The organism is Nonlabens tegetincola (assembly GCF_002954355.1).
Lineage (GTDB): Bacteria > Bacteroidota > Bacteroidia > Flavobacteriales > Flavobacteriaceae > Nonlabens > Nonlabens tegetincola.
Genome location: NZ_MQVV01000016.1, coordinates 69,501 through 89,375, shown reverse-complemented (window position 1 = coordinate 89,375; position 19,875 = coordinate 69,501). Strand labels below are relative to the sequence as shown.

At 34.3% G+C, this 19,875-nt stretch carries 27 protein-coding genes; 16 read left to right on the top strand and 11 right to left on the bottom strand.

The genetic code is table 11. From position 1 onward, the window contains the following. The first annotated feature begins 341 nt into the window (after positions 1-341). The 8 genes from BST93_RS09760 to BST93_RS14675 all read left to right on the top strand — a co-directional run bounded on the left by BST93_RS09760 (position 342) and on the right by BST93_RS14675 (position 4,226). Complete coding sequence (locus tag BST93_RS09760) at positions 342-614, top strand: hypothetical protein (protein ID WP_146105010.1); 273 nt, start codon at positions 342-344, stop codon at positions 612-614. Between the two features lie 126 nt (positions 615-740). After that, on the top strand, positions 741-1,400 hold the full coding sequence (locus BST93_RS09755; RefSeq protein ID WP_146105009.1) for a hypothetical protein: 660 nt from the start codon (positions 741-743) through the stop codon (positions 1,398-1,400). Between the two features lie 124 nt (positions 1,401-1,524). Then, on the top strand, positions 1,525-1,950 hold the full coding sequence (locus BST93_RS09750; RefSeq protein ID WP_105019025.1) for a hypothetical protein: 426 nt from the start codon (positions 1,525-1,527) through the stop codon (positions 1,948-1,950). A 210-nt stretch (positions 1,951-2,160) separates the two neighbouring features. Then, positions 2,161-2,538, top strand: a complete 378-nt coding sequence (locus BST93_RS09745; protein WP_105019024.1) for a nuclear transport factor 2 family protein — start codon at positions 2,161-2,163, stop codon at positions 2,536-2,538. Between the two features lie 11 nt (positions 2,539-2,549). Further along, positions 2,550-3,245, top strand: a complete 696-nt coding sequence (locus tag BST93_RS09740) for a hypothetical protein (protein ID WP_146105008.1) — start codon at positions 2,550-2,552, stop codon at positions 3,243-3,245. 83 nt (positions 3,246-3,328) lie between these two features. Then, positions 3,329-3,655, top strand: a complete 327-nt coding sequence (locus BST93_RS09735) for a DMT family transporter (RefSeq protein WP_105019022.1) — start codon at positions 3,329-3,331, stop codon at positions 3,653-3,655. Positions 3,656-3,771: 116 nt separating this feature from the next. Further along, a complete protein-coding gene (locus BST93_RS14680) occupies positions 3,772-3,936 on the top strand; it encodes an LbetaH domain-containing protein (RefSeq protein ID WP_146105007.1) in 165 nt (54 codons plus the stop codon). Positions 3,937-3,953: 17 nt separating this feature from the next. Beyond that, positions 3,954-4,226, top strand: coding sequence for a DapH/DapD/GlmU-related protein (locus tag BST93_RS14675; RefSeq protein ID WP_105019273.1), 273 nt, complete (start codon positions 3,954-3,956; stop codon positions 4,224-4,226). Here BST93_RS14675 and BST93_RS09725 read toward each other — a convergent pair whose 3' ends face one another. After that, the gene (locus BST93_RS09725; protein WP_042280216.1) at positions 4,227-4,616 is read right to left on the bottom strand and encodes an acyl-CoA thioesterase; all 390 of its coding nucleotides are present in this window, start codon (positions 4,614-4,616) and stop codon (positions 4,227-4,229) included. It lies immediately after the preceding gene. Positions 4,617-4,759: 143 nt separating this feature from the next. Between BST93_RS09725 and BST93_RS09720 the strand changes: the two genes are divergently transcribed. Both BST93_RS09720 and BST93_RS09715 read left to right on the top strand, forming a co-directional pair. Beyond that, positions 4,760-5,572 (top strand): TrmH family RNA methyltransferase, encoded by an 813-nt coding sequence (locus BST93_RS09720; protein WP_105019021.1) that lies wholly within the window; start codon positions 4,760-4,762, stop codon positions 5,570-5,572. A gap of 2 nt (positions 5,573-5,574) precedes the next feature. Continuing rightward, positions 5,575-6,813: a M48 family metallopeptidase gene (locus tag BST93_RS09715; RefSeq protein ID WP_105019020.1), complete on the top strand. Its 1,239-nt coding sequence runs from the start codon at positions 5,575-5,577 to the stop codon at positions 6,811-6,813. Here the strand turns inward: BST93_RS09715 and BST93_RS09710 are convergent. From BST93_RS09710 to BST93_RS09695, 4 genes are all read right to left on the bottom strand, one after another. Next, a complete protein-coding gene (locus BST93_RS09710) occupies positions 6,806-7,849 on the bottom strand; it encodes an NAD(P)-dependent alcohol dehydrogenase (RefSeq protein WP_105019019.1) in 1,044 nt (347 codons plus the stop codon). The genes BST93_RS09715 and BST93_RS09710 overlap by 8 nt on opposite strands. A 54-nt stretch (positions 7,850-7,903) precedes the next feature. Further along, positions 7,904-9,001 carry an alkene reductase gene (locus BST93_RS09705; protein WP_105019018.1) on the bottom strand — a complete coding sequence of 366 codons (1,098 nt, stop codon included), beginning with the start codon at positions 8,999-9,001 and terminating at the stop codon, positions 7,904-7,906. A gap of 130 nt (positions 9,002-9,131) precedes the next feature. Next, positions 9,132-9,560 carry an Hsp20/alpha crystallin family protein gene (locus tag BST93_RS09700; protein WP_105019017.1) on the bottom strand — a complete coding sequence of 143 codons (429 nt, stop codon included), beginning with the start codon at positions 9,558-9,560 and terminating at the stop codon, positions 9,132-9,134. 112 nt (positions 9,561-9,672) lie between these two features. After that, on the bottom strand, positions 9,673-10,104 hold the full coding sequence (locus tag BST93_RS09695) for a tellurite resistance TerB family protein (protein WP_181072600.1): 432 nt from the start codon (positions 10,102-10,104) through the stop codon (positions 9,673-9,675). 84 nt (positions 10,105-10,188) lie between these two features. Between BST93_RS09695 and BST93_RS09690 the strand changes: the two genes are divergently transcribed. Further along, complete coding sequence (locus tag BST93_RS09690; protein ID WP_105019016.1) at positions 10,189-11,469, top strand: DUF2254 domain-containing protein; 1,281 nt, start codon at positions 10,189-10,191, stop codon at positions 11,467-11,469. Here BST93_RS09690 and BST93_RS09685 read toward each other — a convergent pair. The 4 genes from BST93_RS09685 to nadC form a co-directional block, all read right to left on the bottom strand. Next, positions 11,466-11,906 (bottom strand): DUF2147 domain-containing protein, encoded by a 441-nt coding sequence (locus tag BST93_RS09685; protein WP_105019015.1) that lies wholly within the window; start codon positions 11,904-11,906, stop codon positions 11,466-11,468. The genes BST93_RS09690 and BST93_RS09685 overlap by 4 nt on opposite strands. Before the next feature lie 71 nt (positions 11,907-11,977). Beyond that, on the bottom strand, positions 11,978-12,541 hold the full coding sequence (locus BST93_RS09680; protein ID WP_105019014.1) for a chalcone isomerase family protein: 564 nt from the start codon (positions 12,539-12,541) through the stop codon (positions 11,978-11,980). Positions 12,542-12,569: 28 nt separating this feature from the next. After that, positions 12,570-13,502, bottom strand: a complete 933-nt coding sequence (locus BST93_RS09675) for a YihY/virulence factor BrkB family protein (protein ID WP_042280198.1) — start codon at positions 13,500-13,502, stop codon at positions 12,570-12,572. Beyond that, entirely contained in the window at positions 13,495-14,361 is an 867-nt protein-coding gene (gene nadC / locus BST93_RS09670; RefSeq protein WP_105019013.1) for a carboxylating nicotinate-nucleotide diphosphorylase, read from the bottom strand. Before nadC ends, BST93_RS09675 begins: the two co-directional genes overlap by 8 nt. A 76-nt stretch (positions 14,362-14,437) precedes the next feature. Here nadC and rlmH point away from each other — a divergent pair, with 76 nt between their 5' ends. The 5 genes from rlmH (at position 14,438) to BST93_RS09645 (ending at position 18,769) form a co-directional block, all read left to right on the top strand. Further along, entirely contained in the window at positions 14,438-14,911 is a 474-nt protein-coding gene (gene rlmH, locus BST93_RS09665) for a 23S rRNA (pseudouridine(1915)-N(3))-methyltransferase RlmH (RefSeq protein WP_105019012.1), read from the top strand. 63 nt (positions 14,912-14,974) lie between these two features. Then, positions 14,975-17,137, top strand: a complete 2,163-nt coding sequence (locus BST93_RS09660) for an endonuclease MutS2 (protein ID WP_105019011.1) — start codon at positions 14,975-14,977, stop codon at positions 17,135-17,137. Further along, positions 17,137-17,535, top strand: a complete 399-nt coding sequence (locus BST93_RS09655) for a thiol-disulfide oxidoreductase DCC family protein (RefSeq protein WP_105019010.1) — start codon at positions 17,137-17,139, stop codon at positions 17,533-17,535. The genes BST93_RS09660 and BST93_RS09655 overlap by 1 nt, the downstream gene beginning before the upstream one ends. A gap of 55 nt (positions 17,536-17,590) precedes the next feature. Continuing rightward, positions 17,591-18,265, top strand: a complete 675-nt coding sequence (locus BST93_RS09650) for a hypothetical protein (RefSeq protein WP_146105006.1) — start codon at positions 17,591-17,593, stop codon at positions 18,263-18,265. 6 nt (positions 18,266-18,271) lie between these two features. Next, a complete protein-coding gene (locus BST93_RS09645) occupies positions 18,272-18,769 on the top strand; it encodes a helix-hairpin-helix domain-containing protein (RefSeq protein WP_146105005.1) in 498 nt (165 codons plus the stop codon). Positions 18,770-18,828: 59 nt separating this feature from the next. Here BST93_RS09645 and BST93_RS09640 read toward each other — a convergent pair whose 3' ends face one another. Both BST93_RS09640 and BST93_RS09635 read right to left on the bottom strand, forming a co-directional pair. After that, on the bottom strand, positions 18,829-19,488 hold the full coding sequence (locus BST93_RS09640; protein ID WP_105019007.1) for a DUF4290 domain-containing protein: 660 nt from the start codon (positions 19,486-19,488) through the stop codon (positions 18,829-18,831). 56 nt (positions 19,489-19,544) lie between these two features. Further along, on the bottom strand, positions 19,545-19,835 hold the full coding sequence (locus tag BST93_RS09635; RefSeq protein ID WP_042280186.1) for a DUF493 family protein: 291 nt from the start codon (positions 19,833-19,835) through the stop codon (positions 19,545-19,547). Positions 19,836-19,875: the final 40 nt, after the last annotated feature.

Here is a 19,875-nt window from a genome sequence, read left to right as displayed (position 1 = left end):
TAAAACTGTATTGGTTATTGTTAAGAGAATGATTGATTTCAACTAACTGCTTATAAGTGTTTTGCAAGAATGTAATTAGATAAAAGGAAGATTCTGAGAACAAGAGGCTAGCAAGGCTGATTGTTGAAATCCTGGTCAAAAAATACCCGTTTTGGGGTATTTTTATTTAACCAAAGTGTTATAAATTTGAGTTACCTAACAATGACCAACCTTCATGCCCTACACCACAAACTTGTTTTTGAACCTGTATATGTACCTGCAATTGTATAACGGTTGCACCTTTTAAATGTATTTGTCTAAACAGTATCCAAAACCGTAGGAACTGAAGTAATTAAATTAAAATGAAAAGAAAAGTTATTGCCTTTGGCTTATTTGCGCTAATGTTAATTTCCTTGAATTCCTGTGATAGCGATACTTGCGACTCAGGTTATACCGAAATAGAAAACAATGGCGAGACTATATGCATACCTGACTATTTAGTAGGTATTGAAACTAAAGAAGGAATGGGTACTACCTTTTACCATAGCAAAGAAGGAGTGATAGAATACAAAAATGGTATTTGGACTAATTATCTGGGAAAAGACATCATTGAAGTTATCGAGAAAACAAAATAACTGAGATAACAAGGACTACATTAAAGCTAAGACACACTATAGAATTCAAAGTGTATTCTATTATTCTTTCTTTATTGTGAGAACATCAATATCATTAAAATAAATTATCTTGATAAAATGCAATCAATGAACAGAATACAAGAAATAAATGATATTTTATTAAACAAAATAGAATATCAGGCTGAATTAAAAGCGACCCACAATCAACTTGAAGAACTTGATTCAATCATTTCAGGATCTAGATTTACTAGATGGTTTGGAACTAGTTATTTATTTATTAAAAGAACCTTATTCTTATTACTAGGCATAGGAATATTAATAATTGGATTATTACTAGTAGTAAATCCTGAAGTCCTATTACAAGATGAGCAGTTTAAAAAGGAATTGATAGATTCCGTCAAAAGTGAGTATGCTGAAATGGCTGGTTTCACAATGAAAAATTCAGTTTATCTAATGGCTCAAGAAAACTCTCAATTTACATTTGAGCAGTTTATTCAAAATCTTAATAAATCATTTGAAATAACCATAGAGAAGGAATTGATTTATACAATTATCGGTTTTGGTGTCATATTTATAATCATAGCATTAGTTTTCTTCTACATCAGTAGATTAACAAACAAAATGCGCAAGCGTAATTCCAAAATTTCAAAGGCTGAATCATTAACGCAAGAAATTATAAAGCATTATAAAAAAACAATTGAAAGGAATGAACAAGAACTAATTCAACTTAAGAATTATCAACAACATTTAACAAATCCAAATCCACAACAATCAACATCGGTATAGACAATGATGCTATTCACATTTACTCTTTATACTCAAAGTTGTTTACTGGACCTCATCCTATCAAGTCAATTACTTTTTCACAAAACAAATCAATAAAAGAATCAATAATAACTTTTCAAAGACTATGAAAATATTACTTACTTTAATCTTACTCCTATTTTTTGGGATTTATAACGTCTTAGCTCAAAGTATTTATGAGAAAAACCTCGGTAATTGTAACACTCAAAGATTTGCATTGGAAAGTGTGGATAAAACTGCTGAAATAGAAAATCAGGAATTAATAAAATCGGTCGCCAAATTAATCACCCCTGAACAAAGAAAAAAAATCCGAGGTATATTAAAACTTCAAATTATTGTATACAAAGAAGGAAACTCTTGTTTATTAAGCTATGAAAACGAGACTAATATAAACTCTTTAGAATTAGATTTTGATAAGTTTAAAGATTTCATAGATTCAAATTTAGAATGGAAAAACGGTAAACAAAATGTCGCTGCTTTAATAGAGATCAAGTTCAAAAGAAAAAAATTGAAATTTCTCGATTTGGAATGAACGGAACTCTAGGTTGGCATGAATTAAAATAGTCATTTCTTCTGTAATTGGTTATTATCAGCAGGCTTTTTTGCTTTGTATTACGCTTTCGCAATAGCGATATAGAACATCACTTCGCTCCTACTTTTCCATTGAGATGTCGCGTTAGGCAGATACAATTGCCAGATGCTAGGTGTTGTACTTTGCTTATCTTTAGATTTAATTACTATTATGGATATTGAGAAAAATAAAGAAAACGCTATCGCTTTTTATAAAATGGCTTATCTAGGCAATCCGAGTAAAGCTGTGGAACTTTATGTAGGCGATACTTACATACAGCACAATCCACATGTGGTTGACGGTATCCAAGGTTTTATTGAATATTTTGAAAGAATGCAACAAGAGTATCCTAATAAAACTATTGAATTTGCACGTTGTATAGGTCAGCATGATCTGGTTGCTTTACATACGCATCAAGTATGGCCTGGTAATGATGAGTACGTGACTATGGATTTTTTTAGATTTGATAAGGATGGTAAGATTTGTGAACACTGGGATGCTATCCAACAAATACCGGATCAATTGGCCCATTCAAATACGATGTATTAATTAGGTGAACTATGAAATTGAATCTTGTATTTTGTTCTATATGCTTAGTAATAGCTTCTCTAAAAACATCCGTTTTTAATTTTCCTAATGACTTGAAACGTAATAATTTAAAGGGTTCTATTAAAAGTTATACTGAATATTCTTTAAATCATGCTACAAGTACTTCTTTTGAAGATACTTACCACTTTAATGAAGAAGGTTTTGTTACTCACATTGATCATTATAATCACAGATATGTAGAGCAAGATTCTCTAGCACTAGGTGAAATAACCTACTTTGAAAAGGTTAGTAACACGGAGCGAAACTCTAAAACTATCGCCGTGGATGACCGACAAGTTTCTAAAATCAAAAAAGAAGTACTAGTCAATGATAGTACATTACACATTTACACTAAATCTATTACAACTAAGTATGAGCTAAAGACAATTCATACTTGGGATAAAGATTACAAAATCCTTTCCTCTACAACTACTGGAAAAAAATGGAACGATATGAATAATAGCTTGTACTCCAAAGTAGTTTTTTCTTATCGAGACAATCAACTTGTAGAAATGAAGGTAAGTAATGACAGTACACGTCTACCCTTTAAAAAATCCAAAGTAACCGAATCTGGAACTGATGAATTCGGCAATTTTTTAAAGCGAGAATATTTTGATTCAGAGGATGGTTTGCAACACACGGTAACAAGATCCTATGAATATTATTAGAATCGTATTTTCTTTTATGATTCTTCTCATTATTAGATTACTTTAATCTACAACCTGTTCGGAATCTATCGTATTTTTAATAAATGAAATGGATAATTTTAATCATTGCAGGATTATTTGAAGTGGCCTTTGCATTTTGTTTAGGTAAAGCCAAAGAATCATCTGGAACCTTAATGTATATGTGGTACGCTGGATTTCTCGTATCATTATGTGTAAGCATGGGATTGCTTATTAAAGCAACTCAAAGTTTGCCCATAGGTACTGCCTACGCCGTTTGGACTGGTATAGGTGCTGTGGGAACTGTGCTAGTGGGAATATTTGTTTTTAAAGAACCTGTTACCTTTTTACGACTGCTATTTTTGATCACCTTAATTGCATCAATTGTAGGATTGAAAGTAGTTTCTCATTAAAAAACAGCACATGGCTATGACAGAAAAAGAGAAAATGCTCTCGGGATCCTGAATTATTAGAACGATATTTTAAGGCTTGTGAATTACTTAGTAAAATCAATACATTAAATCCTCGTTTGATCGAAGAAAAGGCTGAATTACTCAGCGAGCTACTAGGAAACAAATATCCTGGTGTTTGGATTGAATCTCCATTTTACTGTGATTATGGCGAAAACATTTCTATCGGTAAAAATACCTTTTTGAATACCAATTGTATGTTTCTAGATGATAATCGTATTTAAATAGGTGATAATTTTTAATAGCACCTTATGTTCAAATTTATACAGCTACACATCCTCTTAAAGCATCTGATCGTATAAAATCAAACGGTTCAAATAGTACTTACATCACCACTACTCAACCTGTCGTAATTGGTAATAATGTATGGATAGGTGGTAATAGCGTTATTTTTCCTGGTGTTACTATAGGTGATAAGGTTACCATAGGCGCCGGTAGTGTAGTCAATAAGGATATTCCCAGTAATGTACTAGCTATGGGAAATCCTTGTAAGATTATTAAAAAATTGGAGTAATTAAGCTTTTAAACGATCCTTAACGTATTCAATTTTGGTTTTTCCATGAGGTTTTGGTGAACCGTCTTCACCTAAATTCACTAGAACAATATTTTCAATTGTAATAATAGTTTCCCTAGTCATTTTATTACGTACCTCACATTTAAGATCTATAGAAGTACGTCCAAATTTGTTAACCTCGAGACCTATCTCAATGATGTCACCAGGTTGAGCACTTGCCGTAAAATTAATTTCACTCATAAACTTAGTGACTACCTTTTGATTTTCCAGCTGAATGATTGCATAGAGAGCAGCCTCTTCATCAATCCATTCTAGTAATCTACCACCAAATAAGGTTCCGTTAGGGTTTAAATCTTCTGGTTTAATCCATTTACGAGTGTGAAAATTCATATGCTTTAATTTGTAGTAAAGTTACATAAAACCACTAGCACGGGTTTTGAATACATGCGGTTGTTGACAAAAGTTTATGCTTAAACGTTTGAGTAGTCACACAGCCAGTTACAATCTCTTATTTTTGCATACATTCTACTTTTATGAAGCACATTACTAGTCCACACAACGCGTTGATACGTCAGGCAGAACAGCTGCAGCGTAAAAGCAAAGCACGTAAAAAGGAACAGCTGTTTCTTATAGAAGGCGCTCGTGAAATCACACTTGCCATTAAAGGTGATTATCAACTACAAACTCTATTGGTGTGTCCTGAAATATTTAACCAGCAAGAACAAGTTTCCAAGGAATTTGTACAGGCTCAACTTGGCGTGAGTAAGGATGTAGAACTAATAAGCGTAAGTATTGAGGTTTATGAAAAGCTAGCTTATCGCAGCGGTACTGAAGGTTGTATCGCTTTCGCGAAAGCGAAAACATTACAGCTTACTGATCTTAACTTACCAAACAATGCCCTTGTCCTTGTTGCTCAATCTATTGAAAAACCAGGAAACTTAGGCGCTTTACTGCGCACAGCAGATGCCGCTGCGGTTGATGCTGTTCTACTAGCAGATCCTAAATGTGACCTGTATAATCCCAACGTTATACGATCTAGTGTAGGTTGTGCGCTCACTGTACCAATTGCAAGTACTAGCACTAGTGAGATTTGTGAATTTTTAAGAATGAAAGAGATTGATCTATACGCTGCTACTTTACAAACTAGTATTCCATATCATACAGCCAGTTTTAAGAATTCCAGCGCTATTGCTGTAGGAACTGAAGCTACTGGACTTACAGACGAAATGAGAGATGCAGCCAAGGCAAACATTATCATTCCTATGAGTGGTGAGATTGATAGTATGAACGTATCAGTAAGTGCTGCCATTTTATTATTTGAAGCAAAACGTCAAAGAGATTTTTAATCATGACTCCAACAGTTTTATTTTATTGCATAATCGGTATTCTAGTATTTGACTTTTTACTGAATGAGGTTTTGTCCTTTCTTAATTATACTTGGTATTCAAAACCTATACCAGCAGTCCTGTCCGATGTTTATAAACAAGAGGAATACGAGAAGTCACAAGCTTATAAAAAGGAGCGCTTCAAATTTGGTACGTTAAATAGTTTCATTTCTATTGTTGGTATTTTGGTATTTATATTTCTAGATGGATTTGCCCTAGTAGATCAATGGTGTCGTAGTATTACCAATAATGAAACCGTGGTTAGTTTGTTATTTTTTGGCGTGTTGTTTATGGCTAGTGATTTACTTACTACTCCTCTATCCTATTACAGTACTTTTGTTATTGAAGAAAAATATGGCTTTAATAAAACCACAAAAAAACTATTTTTTCTGGACAAGATAAAAGGCTGGTTTATGACACTAATTTTAGGTGGTGGATTACTTACGGTTCTTATTCTTATTTACAACTGGGCAGATTCAAATTTTTGGTGGTACGCGTGGATCGTCATTTTTATCGTGAGTATATTACTTAATATGTTTTACGCCCGATTGATCGTTCCTATATTCAATAAACAGGCACCTTTGGAACAAGGTAGTTTAAGAGATAAAATATCTGAATATGCCAACCAAGTAGGTTTTGAACTTACTAAAATATTTGTGATTGATGGTAGCAAAAGAAGTACCAAGGCCAATGCTTATTTCAGTGGTTTTGGAAGTGAAAAACGGGTGACCTTATACGATACGTTAATTGATCAATTAACCGAAGAAGAAATAGTGGCTGTTCTTGCACACGAGGTTGGTCACTATAAGAAAAAACATATTTTATACAACCTACTAGCTGGTACGCTTACCACAGGATTTACTCTATACTTATTTTCTCTTGTGGTGGACAGCGATTTGATGGCACGAGCATTGGGTGTTTCAAATTCTTCATTTCACATAGGACTAGTAGCCTTTTTCTTGCTGTATTCACCTATATCTATGATTACAAGCATTTTTATGAACATCCTTTCACGCAAATTTGAATATCAAGCCGACGCTTATGCAGTGCGTACTTATAAAGCAGCGCCTTTAATCACAGGATTAAAGACGCTAACTAAAACTAGTTTAAGTAATTTAACACCGCACCCGGCTGTAGTGTATTTTCAATATTCACATCCTAGCCTGCTGCAGCGTATTACTGCCATGCAAAAGATTAATTAAGTGATGCCATATCAATAACAAAACGATATTTGACATCATTTTTTTGAACGCGTTCAAAAGCAGTATTTATTTCATTGATATCAATCATTTCTACATCGCTAGTAATATTGTGTTCTGCACAGAAATCAAGCATTTCTTGAGTCTCTGCAATTCCTCCTATTAAGCTACCTACAATACGTTTACGTCTTAAAATAAGGTTACCACCGTGGAAAGGTTCTAGCGGTTCTATGGCACCTACTAAACATACTGTTCCGTCTGGTTTAAGCAGTTGTAAGTATGGATTTAAATCGTGACCTACGGGAATAGTGTTTAGAATGAAATCAAAGGTCCCAAAATGTTTTTTCATGTCCTCATTGTCCTTTGATATAATAACACCATCGGCACCTAATCGTTTTGCATCTTGTGCTTTTTCTGGTGAAGTGGTAATCATATAGGTCTCGGCGCCTAGAGCATGAGCAAACTTAATTCCCATGTGTCCTAATCCACCTAATCCTACAACACCTACTTTATCTCCTTTCTTTACATTCCAATGACGCAAAGGAGAGTAAGTAGTAATTCCAGCACAAAGTAGTGGTGCCACTGCTTTAGTATCCAATTTCTCTGAAACACTCAATACAAATTCCTCTCTTACGACAATGTGAGTAGAGTAACCGCCAAAGGTGTGTCCACCCAAGTGTTTATCCTTACTATTGTAGGTACTGGTGCTACCGTTTTCACAAAAATGTTCCATATCATCATTACATTGAGAACATTCTTGACAACTATCCACCATACAGCCTACTCCTACTAGATCACCTGCTTTGTATTTACTTACTTCAGCTCCTACTTCTTCTACTCTTCCTATGATCTCATGGCCAGGTACGATAGGATATTTTGCGTTACCCCAGTCGTTATTTTTGGCGTGAATATCGCTGTGGCATACACCACAATAAATGATTTTAATTTTAACGTCATTACTAAGTAATTCACGTCGTTCTATAGTTAAAGGTTCTAAATCTTTATCTGATGCGTGAGCACCATATGCTTGTACTTTCATAAAAATGTTTAAAGGATTTACGCTTTCGCGAAAGCGCAAAAATAAAATCAATAATTAGGATATAGGCTCCATTTTAGGATAATCTAGATAACCTTCTTTCCCTGGAGTATAAAAAGTATCCTGATCAACCTCATTCAAATCGGCATCCTGTTTAAATCGTTCCACCAAATCGGGATTTGCAACAAATGGACGTCCAAAGGCAATCATATCGGCTTTTTCATTAGTAAGATCCTTAATGGCGGTTGACTTGTCGTATCCGCCACAAAGAATATTTATTCCCTCAAATTTAGATTGCAGGCTTGTACGTATATCTTCAGGTAGAGGATTTGCTCCCATTGCCTGATGATCCAGTAAATGAAGGTAAAGTAGATTCAAAGAATTGAATTGTGATACCAGGTATTCAAAGTCTTGTTTTTGAGATTCCCAAGGACCTACATCATTCATGACCCCATTAGGACTTAAACGCACTCCTACACGATCTGCTCCTATAGCAGCTACGGTTCTTTTGGCAATTTCAAGAATTACCTTACTTCGGTTTTCAACACTACCGCCGTACTCGTCCTCTCGTTTATTAGAGGCTGGATTAAAAAACTGTTCTAGTAAGTACCCATTTGCTCCATGAATTTCTACACCGTCAAAATCGGCAGCGATAGCATTTTGAGCAGCTTGAACAAACTCTTCAATTACTTGTTCTATATCGCTTGAGGTCATTTCATTAGGTACTGGTATTTCTAGCTCGCCCTTGCCATCTACCCACATTTTTGTGTTTTCTGGAGCGATAGCACTAGGCGCTACAATTTTTGCATCATTGGGCATGTTATCTGGATGAGACACACGTCCTGTGTGCATGATTTGCAAAAATATTTTTCCTCCATTAGCATGCACTGCCTTAGTCACGGCACGCCACGCATCAATTTGTTGATCGTTATAAATTCCAGGTATCCTTGCATAGCCTACTCCATTAGGAGATGGAGATGTTCCTTCAGTAATCAATAAACCTGCAGATGCTCTTTCGCCGTAATAGGCAGCCATTATAGGTGTAGGAATGTGATCATCGGTAGCACGACTACGAGTCATTGGTGCCATCACTATTCTATTTTTAAAGTCTTGTGCGCTGGTTATTTTGCTATAAAGTATATCACTACTACTCATATTCTTGTTTTAGGTTAAAGATAGTTGGCGTGTATTCTAGGTTCACCCAACTAGACGTTAAACTGATGCTAGTTCTATGTTAAAAAAAAAGCCAGCAATATTGCTGGCTTTAAGCTACATCTTGATTTGATTACTTTAAAGTAATCATTCTTTTAGGCTGTGGTAAGGCTTCTTCTTTTTTAGGTAAACTTATAGTAAGAATACCGTTTTCATAATTAGCCTCAATGCGATCTTGATTTACTGTTTCTGGTAAATTAAAACTGCGCTTAAAAGATTTTTTAGAAAACTCTTTACGAGTGAATTGTTCTGTTTTTTCTTCTTTTGAAGTTTCAACTTCTGATTGAATAGTCAAAACATCCTGATCGATTTCAATGTTTACATCTTCCTTTTTAAATCCAGGAATACTCATTTCTAGTGAGAAAGCATTATCTGCTTCAATTACATTAACAGCAGGAATGAATGGCTTTTCATTAATAATACTACCACCATTAAAATCTTGATTAAACATTTCATCTATTAAAGATGGTAACCAGTTGTTAGTTCTTTTTGTAAGTGTCATATTTCAATTTTTATTTATTCAACTTATTTGACCTGTAATAGGCAAATTGAATACCAATTGAAAAATAAGACAAAAAGACAGTTTTAGCCTGTTTTAAAATGCCATTGTGGCATTAGTTATAGTCTCTTGAGTGTATTTCTATGAGTTCACTTGCAGGAATGTCACCATTTGGATAGCGTTCCATCATTCTAAGTAAGGTGTCAATCGTCGACTTTCTAAACCCATAAGTAAGACCTAGTTCATATAAAAATTGTAATTCTTTATCATCGACGTGACCATCAATATACATCATGATCATAAGACGATGAAAATGTACAATGCGTTGTGTAAAATCTTTAGGAGGTTTTTCAATTTGAGCAGATGGATTTTTAATCATGTCTACAACATCAACTTCTTCAAATCCTAGCCTTTTTCCTACATTAAGGACAAAAGAGATTTCTTTACTATCTAATTTTCCATCTCGATGAGCCATCAAGATAAGTTGGTTAAGTAAGTCTTTTTTAAGTGTTGTAGAATCGCCCATAATTTCTTTGTGTGGTAGCAAGGTATTAATTATTTGTGAAATATAATATGCATTAGCATAGCATTAACCTAGCTTAACCTAAAACCGACCTACATTTATAATCACATGAAAAAATTATTTACCAAGGTTAATTCGTTTTATAATATTTTGACCGGTAGTATAGCCTTCTATCCTACCTTTTATTCTATTCTGGCTATTTTTCTGGCTTTCTTTATGAAATATATTGAAACGGTAGACGCTTCTAAACAATTGATAGAATGGTTTCCTGGATTAGAAATAACTGATGTTGATACAGCTCGTAATTTACTTACTACCTTAATAGCTGGTGGAATAAGTATGCTAGTTTTCACCTTTAACATGGTGATGCTTCTACTCAGTCAGGCTGCGGCAAATTATTCTCCGCGTGTATTACCTAGTTTGATCTCAAATAGAAAGCATCAATTGATACTAGGAGCTTTTTTAGGAAGTATATTATACAACATTATTACTTTAATTGGGATTGATGAACCTACACAAAATCAGACTATTCCTATTTTAAGTGTTTTACTAGGCTTAACAGCAGCTATTATTTCGCTTGCGGCATTCGTATTTTTTATTCATAACATTTCTTCTAATATTCAGATAAATAATATTTTGAAAAATGTGTTTTCCAAAGCATTAAAACGTTTGAATAAAGTAATCGATTCTAATTACAAGGATGGTTCATTTTCTAACACGGATAATTGGATCACATTTAAAGCAAAAAACAGCGGTACGCTACAAAATATTAGTATTTCGGGTCTCAAAAAGATAGCTAATGAGCAAGATATCAAGATTAAGCTTTTACAGATAAAAGGTACTTACCTACTCGCTAATAGTCCCTTGTTTAAAATTAATAAAGATATAGACGAAAAAGTTACAGACGAGATTCAGGAGTATTTTTTATTTAGAGAACCTGAATTGGTAAGTGACAATTATGTTTTAGGTTTTAAGCAAATTACAGAAATTGCGGTAAAAGCTATGTCACCTGGAATTAATGATCCAGGAACTGCTATTAATGCCATCAATTATCTTACACAGCTTTTTTGTGTAAGAATGAATAAACCAGATCTAGAACTATTAATTGAAGACGACAAGGAGTTAATTGAATTAAAAACGGTTTCTTTTGAAGAGCTTATTTATACTACTTGTGCAGCACTGCGTACTTATTCTAGAAATGATGTAATAGTTTCCTTGAAAATGATGTCCATGTATGATCAATTGCTTCAAAATCCAGCTTCTAAAGAAGATTATTATAATAGTATTCATAAGCAAGCAGAACTTCTCATGCATGACTGTAAAGAACATATAGAGAATACAGGCGATCTTGAAAAGCTCCAGAATTTATATGAGAAAATTGTCACCTAGAGTCTTTCCCAAGTTTGAGTCCTATATAAGAATAAAATGTAACCACGCACATTTAGTTTGTTCTCATCCTCTTCATCTAGCCAAAGTTTTGCTTTATAGGTTTTTCCATTTTCTGGATCTAGGATAGTACCATCTTCATATTCATCATCCTCCTTTTCAAAATTCTTTAATATCTCTAATCCAATGATAGGTGCATCTTTTAACTCACCATCACAATTCTCACACAATGGTTTAGCAGGAGCATCTGGATCAAGAATCTTTACTACTTTGCCATAATACTTATTACCTTTTTTATAGATTTCTACATGGGATTTGACGATTCCTGTTTTATCGTCTATCGTTTTCCAAGTTCCAGTAATATCTTTTTCTTGAGCACTTACTTGCAAGACATTGAAAAAGCTCGTTAGTGATAACAACAGTACAAATGCGTATTTCATAGTTTTAATTTTTTAAATAAAAAAAGCTGTCTCAAATAGAGACAGCTGGAATATACAATAAGGTTGATGGATTACAATCCTAATAAACCTTCTTTTAACTCTTCATCTGCTGGATAATCACCTAACCAAATTCCAAATAATCCTTTTTTAAAGTCTAATCCTGGAATGGTACCTAGCTCTTTACCGTTTTTTGACACTTTAGTTCCTTCACCTGGAATGTAAAACAATACAAACTCATCACCTTTTACGATTTCTTCATTAAAGAGAGCGATAAATTTTTCAATTTTACCTGAAAGGGCTTTGTATTCCTTACTAGAACAACTGTTCTCAAAACCTTCTTCTATAGAACTTATCATGTTATCTTGAGTTACTAATTTACTCACGATATCTAATGTGATTGCCATTGATTGATCAGAACTTGTAAGTGTCTCACCGTCATCGCTTTTTTCAGTTACATAAAGTCCACCTACATAAAGGTCGATAAACACTTTTTCTCTTAAACCAGCACCGTTTAAGGTAAGTTCCTTACCGTACTTAGAAAGAGAACCTTCTACTTCAACTCCTTCTACAGTTTGTTGTGCTTGAGCAGTAAAGGTCATGAAAGCCGCAGCTAAAATAAAAATGTATTTTTTCATTGTATGTTGTTTAATGTGTTACAATATACTAAGTGTTATTCAAATTCCGTGCCTTTAACGATCTTAGAGATGCATTTAATTCAAAACCAACAAGTAAAAGATTGGAATTCAGCCAGATATAAACCATTAAAATAATTATAGCTCCTATCGAACCATAAATTTCGTTGTAGGTAGCAAAGTTTTCTAGATAGATACCATACAAATAAGAGGCCGCGAGAATCAAAACTGTAGTTACCGTCGCGCCTATTGAAAAGAACCTAGTTTGTCTACCAGTTTTAGTACCAGCATAGTATAAAGTTGCTATAAAAACATATAGCATGAATATTAAGGTAGCATATCTAATAAGTTGTAACCACACGCTACTGCTACTTTCTGATACGTATTCCCTAGCTTGTAGTTCACTTAAAAAATATTCCACTGCAATGGTTAAAACAACACCTACAAATAAAAACAACACAAGCATGATAGAAACCAGTAAGGAGACTGCATATTGCCTGAAGAAACCTCGATTCAAAACCGAATGATAACTGCGCTCAAATCCATCAAAAATGGCATTTACTCCGTTTGTCATAAAAATTAGGGAAGAGAAAAAAGCTATCGTCAATAAGCCTGTATTTTCCTTTAAAGCGATTTCGGTAAAAATTCCATCAAAAGCACCAGCTGCTTGATAAGGCAATAAATCATTCAAAAATCTAATTACGTCTTCTTGAAAATTATTAATAGGTACAAAGGGTATCAGGTTAAGGATAAATAGTACAAAAGGAAAAATGGCCATAAAAAAACTATAACTAATAGAACTAGCACGTGCGCTAAAAGCTCCATTAGTTATTCCTTCGGCATAGGTTTCCCATAAATCCCACGCAGTCATTCCTTCAAAACCAGGAAGATGTATAGAATCTGCCTTATCAATCAGTTTCTTTAAAAAGGGAAAGCGTTGAACTATTTTAACCTTTTTACTCATGCATTGCTTTCAGGCTCAAATCCATATTATAGACGCTGTGAGTAAGTGAACCACTAGAGATAAAATCGACTCCACAATCTGCATAGTTTTTTGCAGTATCAAGGGTTATTCCACCACTACTCTCAGTTAAACATTTGTCGCCTATAAGGGCTACAGCCTTTTTAGTGTTTTCGTAATTAAAATTATCAATTAAAATACGATATACACCATCAACACTTAAGATTTTTTCAATTTCTTCTAGACTTCTGGCTTCAACAATAATCTTAAGATCCTTCTTGGTATCTTTTAGGTATTGTTTAGTTTTTTCAATAGCTTCTACTACTCCACCAGCAAAATCAATATGATTATCCTTTAACATGATCATATCGTAGAGACCAAATCTATGATTAACGCCACCACCTATATCAACTGCCCATTTTTCAAGAGCTCTTATTCCAGGAGTGGTTTTTCTAGTATCCAGGATTTTGGTATTTGTTCCCTTAAGAACATCTACAAATTTTCTGGTTTTTGTAGCGATGGCACTCATTCTTTGCATGGCGTTAAGCACTAGTCTTTCGGCCTTTAGAATAGACTGTGATGAACCCGATACATAGAATGCTTCATCACCATACTTAACAGTATCACCGTCGTTCATTAAAAATTCTACTTGTAAATTGGGATCTACTTGTTGAAATACCGCTTTCGCGAAAGCGAGACCAGCAATTACACCATTGTCTTTTACTAGTAAACGAGCCTTGCCAGTTGCAGTACTGGGAATACAGGATAGACTTGAGTGATCACCATCACCTACATCCTCACGCAAAGCATTGGTAATAATTCGTGTGAGTTCGTCTTGAAATTCCTGACTATTATAATTCATAATATGGTTTAAAGTTCAAAAATACGGTTTTAGAAACATTGTGACGAATATGAAGCTACCTCCTTACTTTTGCACTATGAAAATTACGCTCCTTGCCGTTGGTAAAACCGATGATAATCGTATTGCAGATTTGATAGACGTGTATCAAAAACGCCTACAACACTATGTAAATTTTGAAATGGAAGTTATACCAGATCTCAAAAACACAAAAAATATGAGTATCGAACACCAAAAAAATGAAGAAGGAAAGTTGATATTGAATAAGATTGACAAGAGCGATTTTGTCACCTTATTAGATGAAAAAGGAAAAAGCTATACCAGTAGTCAGTTTGCTCAATTAATAAATAAACGTAGTGTTTCTGGATTAAAACGTTTGGTCTTTGTCATAGGTGGACCCTATGGTTTTTCTCAAGAAGTGTATGAACGAGGTCAATCTAAACTATCCTTGAGCGCCATGACCTTTTCACATCAAATGGTACGATTATTTGCTGTAGAACAAATCTATCGAGCCTTTACCATTCTACGTAATGAGCCCTACCATCACGAGTAATGATAATTTTATCAAAAATCCCGACTTAAGTATGGCGAGCAGCGTATTTTTGTCTAAGGATTTATGAGTAAGATATCACAGAAAACACTAGAAGATTTAGAATTTCCGTCAGTTTTAAAACAGCTGGCAGCAAATTGTGTGACCGATGACGGTAAGGAACAAGCCTTACTTCAAAAACCACATGTAAATAAAAATGCAGTGCTTACTGCTTTAAACCACACTAATGAGTATGTGGCGTCCTACTCTAGTGAATATCAAATTCCAAATCATGGATTTGATCCTATTGAACGAGAATTACAACTTTTAGGTATAGAAAACAGTACGCTAGAGAAAGAAGGTGTACGCAAACTAGCCTCGTTACCCAAAACGATTAATGAGCATCATAAGTTTTTTAGAAAAACGGTAGAGCATTTCCCGTCTTTAAGTGAACGATTAGAAGGCATACCCTATAACGAAATGATTCCTGCTCGTGTGGATGATGTTATTGATAAATATGGTGAAATTAAAGATGATGCGTCACCAGATTTAAGGAACATTAGACGTTCTATGAATGCCGTGCGTGGACAATTGAATGGAAGTTTTGGACAAGCGCTAGCCCATTATGGTCAGCTAGGATATCTAGATGACATTAAGGAAACCGTTATGGAAAACCGCAGGGTTCTAGCAGTTAGAGCTATGTACCGTCGTAAGGTAAAGGGTAAAGTAATGGGTAGTTCTAAAACGGGTAGCATTGCCTATATAGAACCAGAACGCGTATTAAATCTAAGTAGACAACTTGCAGAGCTCGAGATAGAAGAAAAGGACGAAATTAAACGTATTCTTAAAGAACTTACCGACTTCTTAAGGCCTTTTATCCCAGATTTTGAAACCTATAGAGATTATTTAATTCATACTGATATTATAAGTGGTAAGGCAAGATATGCCCAAAAAATACAAGGCATTTTACCCATGATGGTCAATCATCGTGAGTTAGAACTGGTTGATGCCTACCACCCTTTGTTGTTGGTTGCAAATCAGGCTCGTGGAGAAAAGACCTATCCACAAACTATAAAATTAGATAAGGATAATCGTATCATAGTAATTTCTGGACCTAATGCTGGTGGTAAATCCATCACATTAAAAACAGTAGGATTATTACAAGTAATGATTCAAACAGGAATGTTGATACCCGTTCATGAAAAAAGCAGAGTTTGCCTATTCAAGAAAATACTTTCTGATATAGGAGATAATCAAAGTATAGACAACCACTTGAGTACTTACAGCTATCGACTTAAGAACATGCGTGGTTTTTTAAAAACAGCCGATGAAAACACCTTATTCCTCATAGATGAATTTGGTACAGGATCAGATCCAGAGTTAGGAGGAGCACTAGCTGAAAGTATGTTAGAAGAATTACACAGCCGTTCTTCCTATGGAATCATTACGACACACTATACTAATCTAAAAATGCTGGCAAATGAGGTTCCAGAAATGAACAATGCCAATATGTTATTTGACTCTCGATCCTTGCAACCTGTTTATCAACTGCAAATGGGTGAAGCAGGTAGCTCGTTCACATTTGAGGTGGCGCAAAAGAATGGTATTCCTTATAGCTTAATTAATAAAGCTAAAAAGAAAGTCGAACGAGGTAAAATACGCTTTGATAAGTCCATTGCAGCCCTGCAAAAAGAACGTTCTCATTTAAGACGTAATAATGAGAATTTAAGGGACAAAGAGATCGAAGCTACCAAAAAGGCTAACAAACTAGAAGTTACTCAAGAAAGAGTACAGCAAAAACTTCAAGACTTTCAAGAATTGTATGATAATTACCAGCGTTTCATTCAATTAGGTAAAAAATTTGATCAACTTGCTGCAACTTTTAATAAAGATAAAAAGAAAAAGAAACTGCAGGAAGAACTTATGAAACTGGTGATTACAGAAAATGTAAAACATCGCCCTGCTCAAAAGAAAAAACCAGCAAACAAAACTCAAAAATCTAGAGATAAACAGATTGAAAATGAAGTTATTCAAAAGGTTCAAAAAATAAGAAGTCAAAAAGTAAAAGAACGTGTAAATAATGTGACACCACCACAACCTAAGGTGGAACTTAAACTTAATGACAAAGTAAGGCTACTCGATTCAAAATCTGTTGGTACGATTGATAGTATTGAAAAAGGTAAAGCTATCGTGAATTATGGATTGTTCACTACTCAAGTAGACCTAGAAAAATTAGAGAAGGTAAAATAATGCAAGACAAGAAAATCATTTTATTTGATGGTGTTTGCAACCTGTGTAATGGTGCTGTTGTCTTTATTATAAAGCGCGATAAAAAAGATGTTTTTAGATTTGCGGCCTTGCAAAGTGAGATAGGAGAAAAGTTATTGAGAAAACATCAAATAGATCCAGAAAAAACCGATTCTATCATTTTGGTTGATGATAATAACGCTTTCGCGAAAGCGGGAGCAGCACTACGCATTGCTCAACAATTATCTGGACTGTGGCCAGCACTCGCTATTCTAAGAATCGTTCCTAGATTTATATCCAACGCAGTTTATGACTGGATTGCCTCAAATAGATATCAATGGTTCGGTAAAAAAGAAAGTTGCATGATTCCAACACCAGAACTTAAAGCTAAGTTTTTATAGCAAAAACCAAAAGAGTTTAAAAACAGTTACTATATTTAACAAATATTTAGTTCCTGTGAACAAATCTTTTAAAAATCCCCTACTCTTCTTGCTGTATAGCGCTGTGTGCTGTACCCTTTTTTATTATATCTACACAACCACAAAATTTGTTGATAATAAAGAAGATACTTCTACCAAAAATCTACAACTTGAGCAAGAAAAAAGTTTTACAGAAACTTCAAATACAGAAATACTACAAACCGATAGTTTAATAGATAATTCCATTAAAGTTTCCGATAGTATTTCAAAAACAAAGAAAGAAGACGTTTCTATTGATAATACAGTATCAGGAGTTAGAGATGAAGCAATTAAAGAGGAAAGAAATTTATATTACGATACTGTATTTAAAATTATTAATCCAGATGATTCTGTAGCATTTGATTGTGGTTCACAAGTCAAAATGTATTACAATCAAGCTAAGATAAAGTTACCATTTAATTGTAGTCGCTACGGTGTAACCGTAAAAGAACTACTAGAAAAGTACCCGACTAATATTGTCACCATTCACAGTTATCAAGATGAAAATGAGGTGACAAACGCTGCTGAAAATCGAGGTAATTACATTGCCAGACTATTAAGAAGTACAGGAATATCTCGTGATAGGATACTTGTTCGTCCTCATGTTGCTTCTATTCCATTTGAAAACGGCATGGCAGCTAGTGGTATTAAATTGATTATAAGTTCAAAATAGGATACAATGGAAATTTTTCAGAATGAGTTCATAGTGGTATTAGTTTTATTCCTAATGCTACTAGGCGCATACCTTATTGGACGTAGTGCCTCTTCCATCAAAGAGCCACCTAAAAAAACTTCCAGTAAAAAGTTTGATCAATCTAATATGCTAGATACGGAAGAGTTAACGGATTACATACAACCAGGACAAATAAGAGCTAGACAAACTAGGGATAGAACTGGAGAATTGATTGATCCTAGACTGAGTACTGACGATACTAATAGTTTTCAAGATTTCCCACTCGGGAAAGGAAACGCTCAAAATGCTGATGACTTAAAGAAAATCACAGGAATAGGTCCAGCCATAGAGAATAAATTAAACAGCATCGGCATTTTCCAGTTTGAACAACTTGCCTCAATGACTGATGATCAAGAGAAGGAAATAACTGAATTAATAGCTTTTTTTCCTGGTAGGATTAAAAGAGATAACTGGAAACAACAAGCAAAAGAATTATTAAAGTAAAAAGCTCTAATAATCTAGTTATTAGAGCTTTTTTGTAAACTATATATCTTAATAATTGCTTATCTACGACGTCGCTGGTTGTTACGATTATTCTTTTTACCGTTATTTCGTCTGTGATTGTTATTACGACTTCTATTAGAATTGGTATTACGGTAAATAAGAGATTTAGACTCTAGTAAATCTTCATCTTTTGCAGCCAGGTTTATGGCTCCGTCACTCATTTCATAAAGGTGACCAAATATTACTGAATCATCTACACTGTCTTTATTCCAATTAAGAAAAGACTTTTTCATATGATTGGCAATAATGAAGGTCAAGGCTTCACGTTTTTCTCCTTTTTCCCAACTTACGGCAACATCAATCATATTCTGAATGTTATTCCCATAGAAACGATATTTAGGTCGTTTTTGTGGATATGACATTCTTTCTGGGCGTGCCTCTAGCTCTTCCTTATCTGGTATAGGGTATGGTGATTCAACATCTAGATTAAAGTCTGCAATGATGAATAATTGATCCCATAGTTTATGTTGAAAATCTGGTACGTCTCTTAAGTGTGGATTTAAATTACCCATTACACCAATTATGGCATGTGCCATTTTATTACGCTCTTCTTTTGAGGGTAATGATTTACAGTGTTCAACTAGTTTTTGAATATGTCTTCCATATTCTGGAATATTAAGCTTATTACGCTCAGTGTTGTATTCTAATGAAGATATCAAAATAGTCTTGATTTAAATTCTGTGAAGTAAGGTGCAATGTAAGCAATAACTTTGAATTACAAACTTATCACGCCTTCCACTTTTCCTACTTCCTTATATTTTGCAATGACAGCATCTGGACTAGGCATATTTACCACTATAGACAAGCTTGTGTAAGTGCCTTTTGAAGAGGCTTTTGTGTTAATCACCGCGCCAGTACCATCAAAAATGTTCTCTATTTGATCAATTTTACTTTGATCTGATGGAACTATAAATTTATACATGTATTTACTAGGCCAGCTAGACGTATCTGCTAACTGCTCTTTCAATTTTTTGTAAAATTCGTCTGAGTTTTTGTGTGTTGCCATAAAGTTGTGCAAATATAATTCAAGAGATCGGCTATACGTA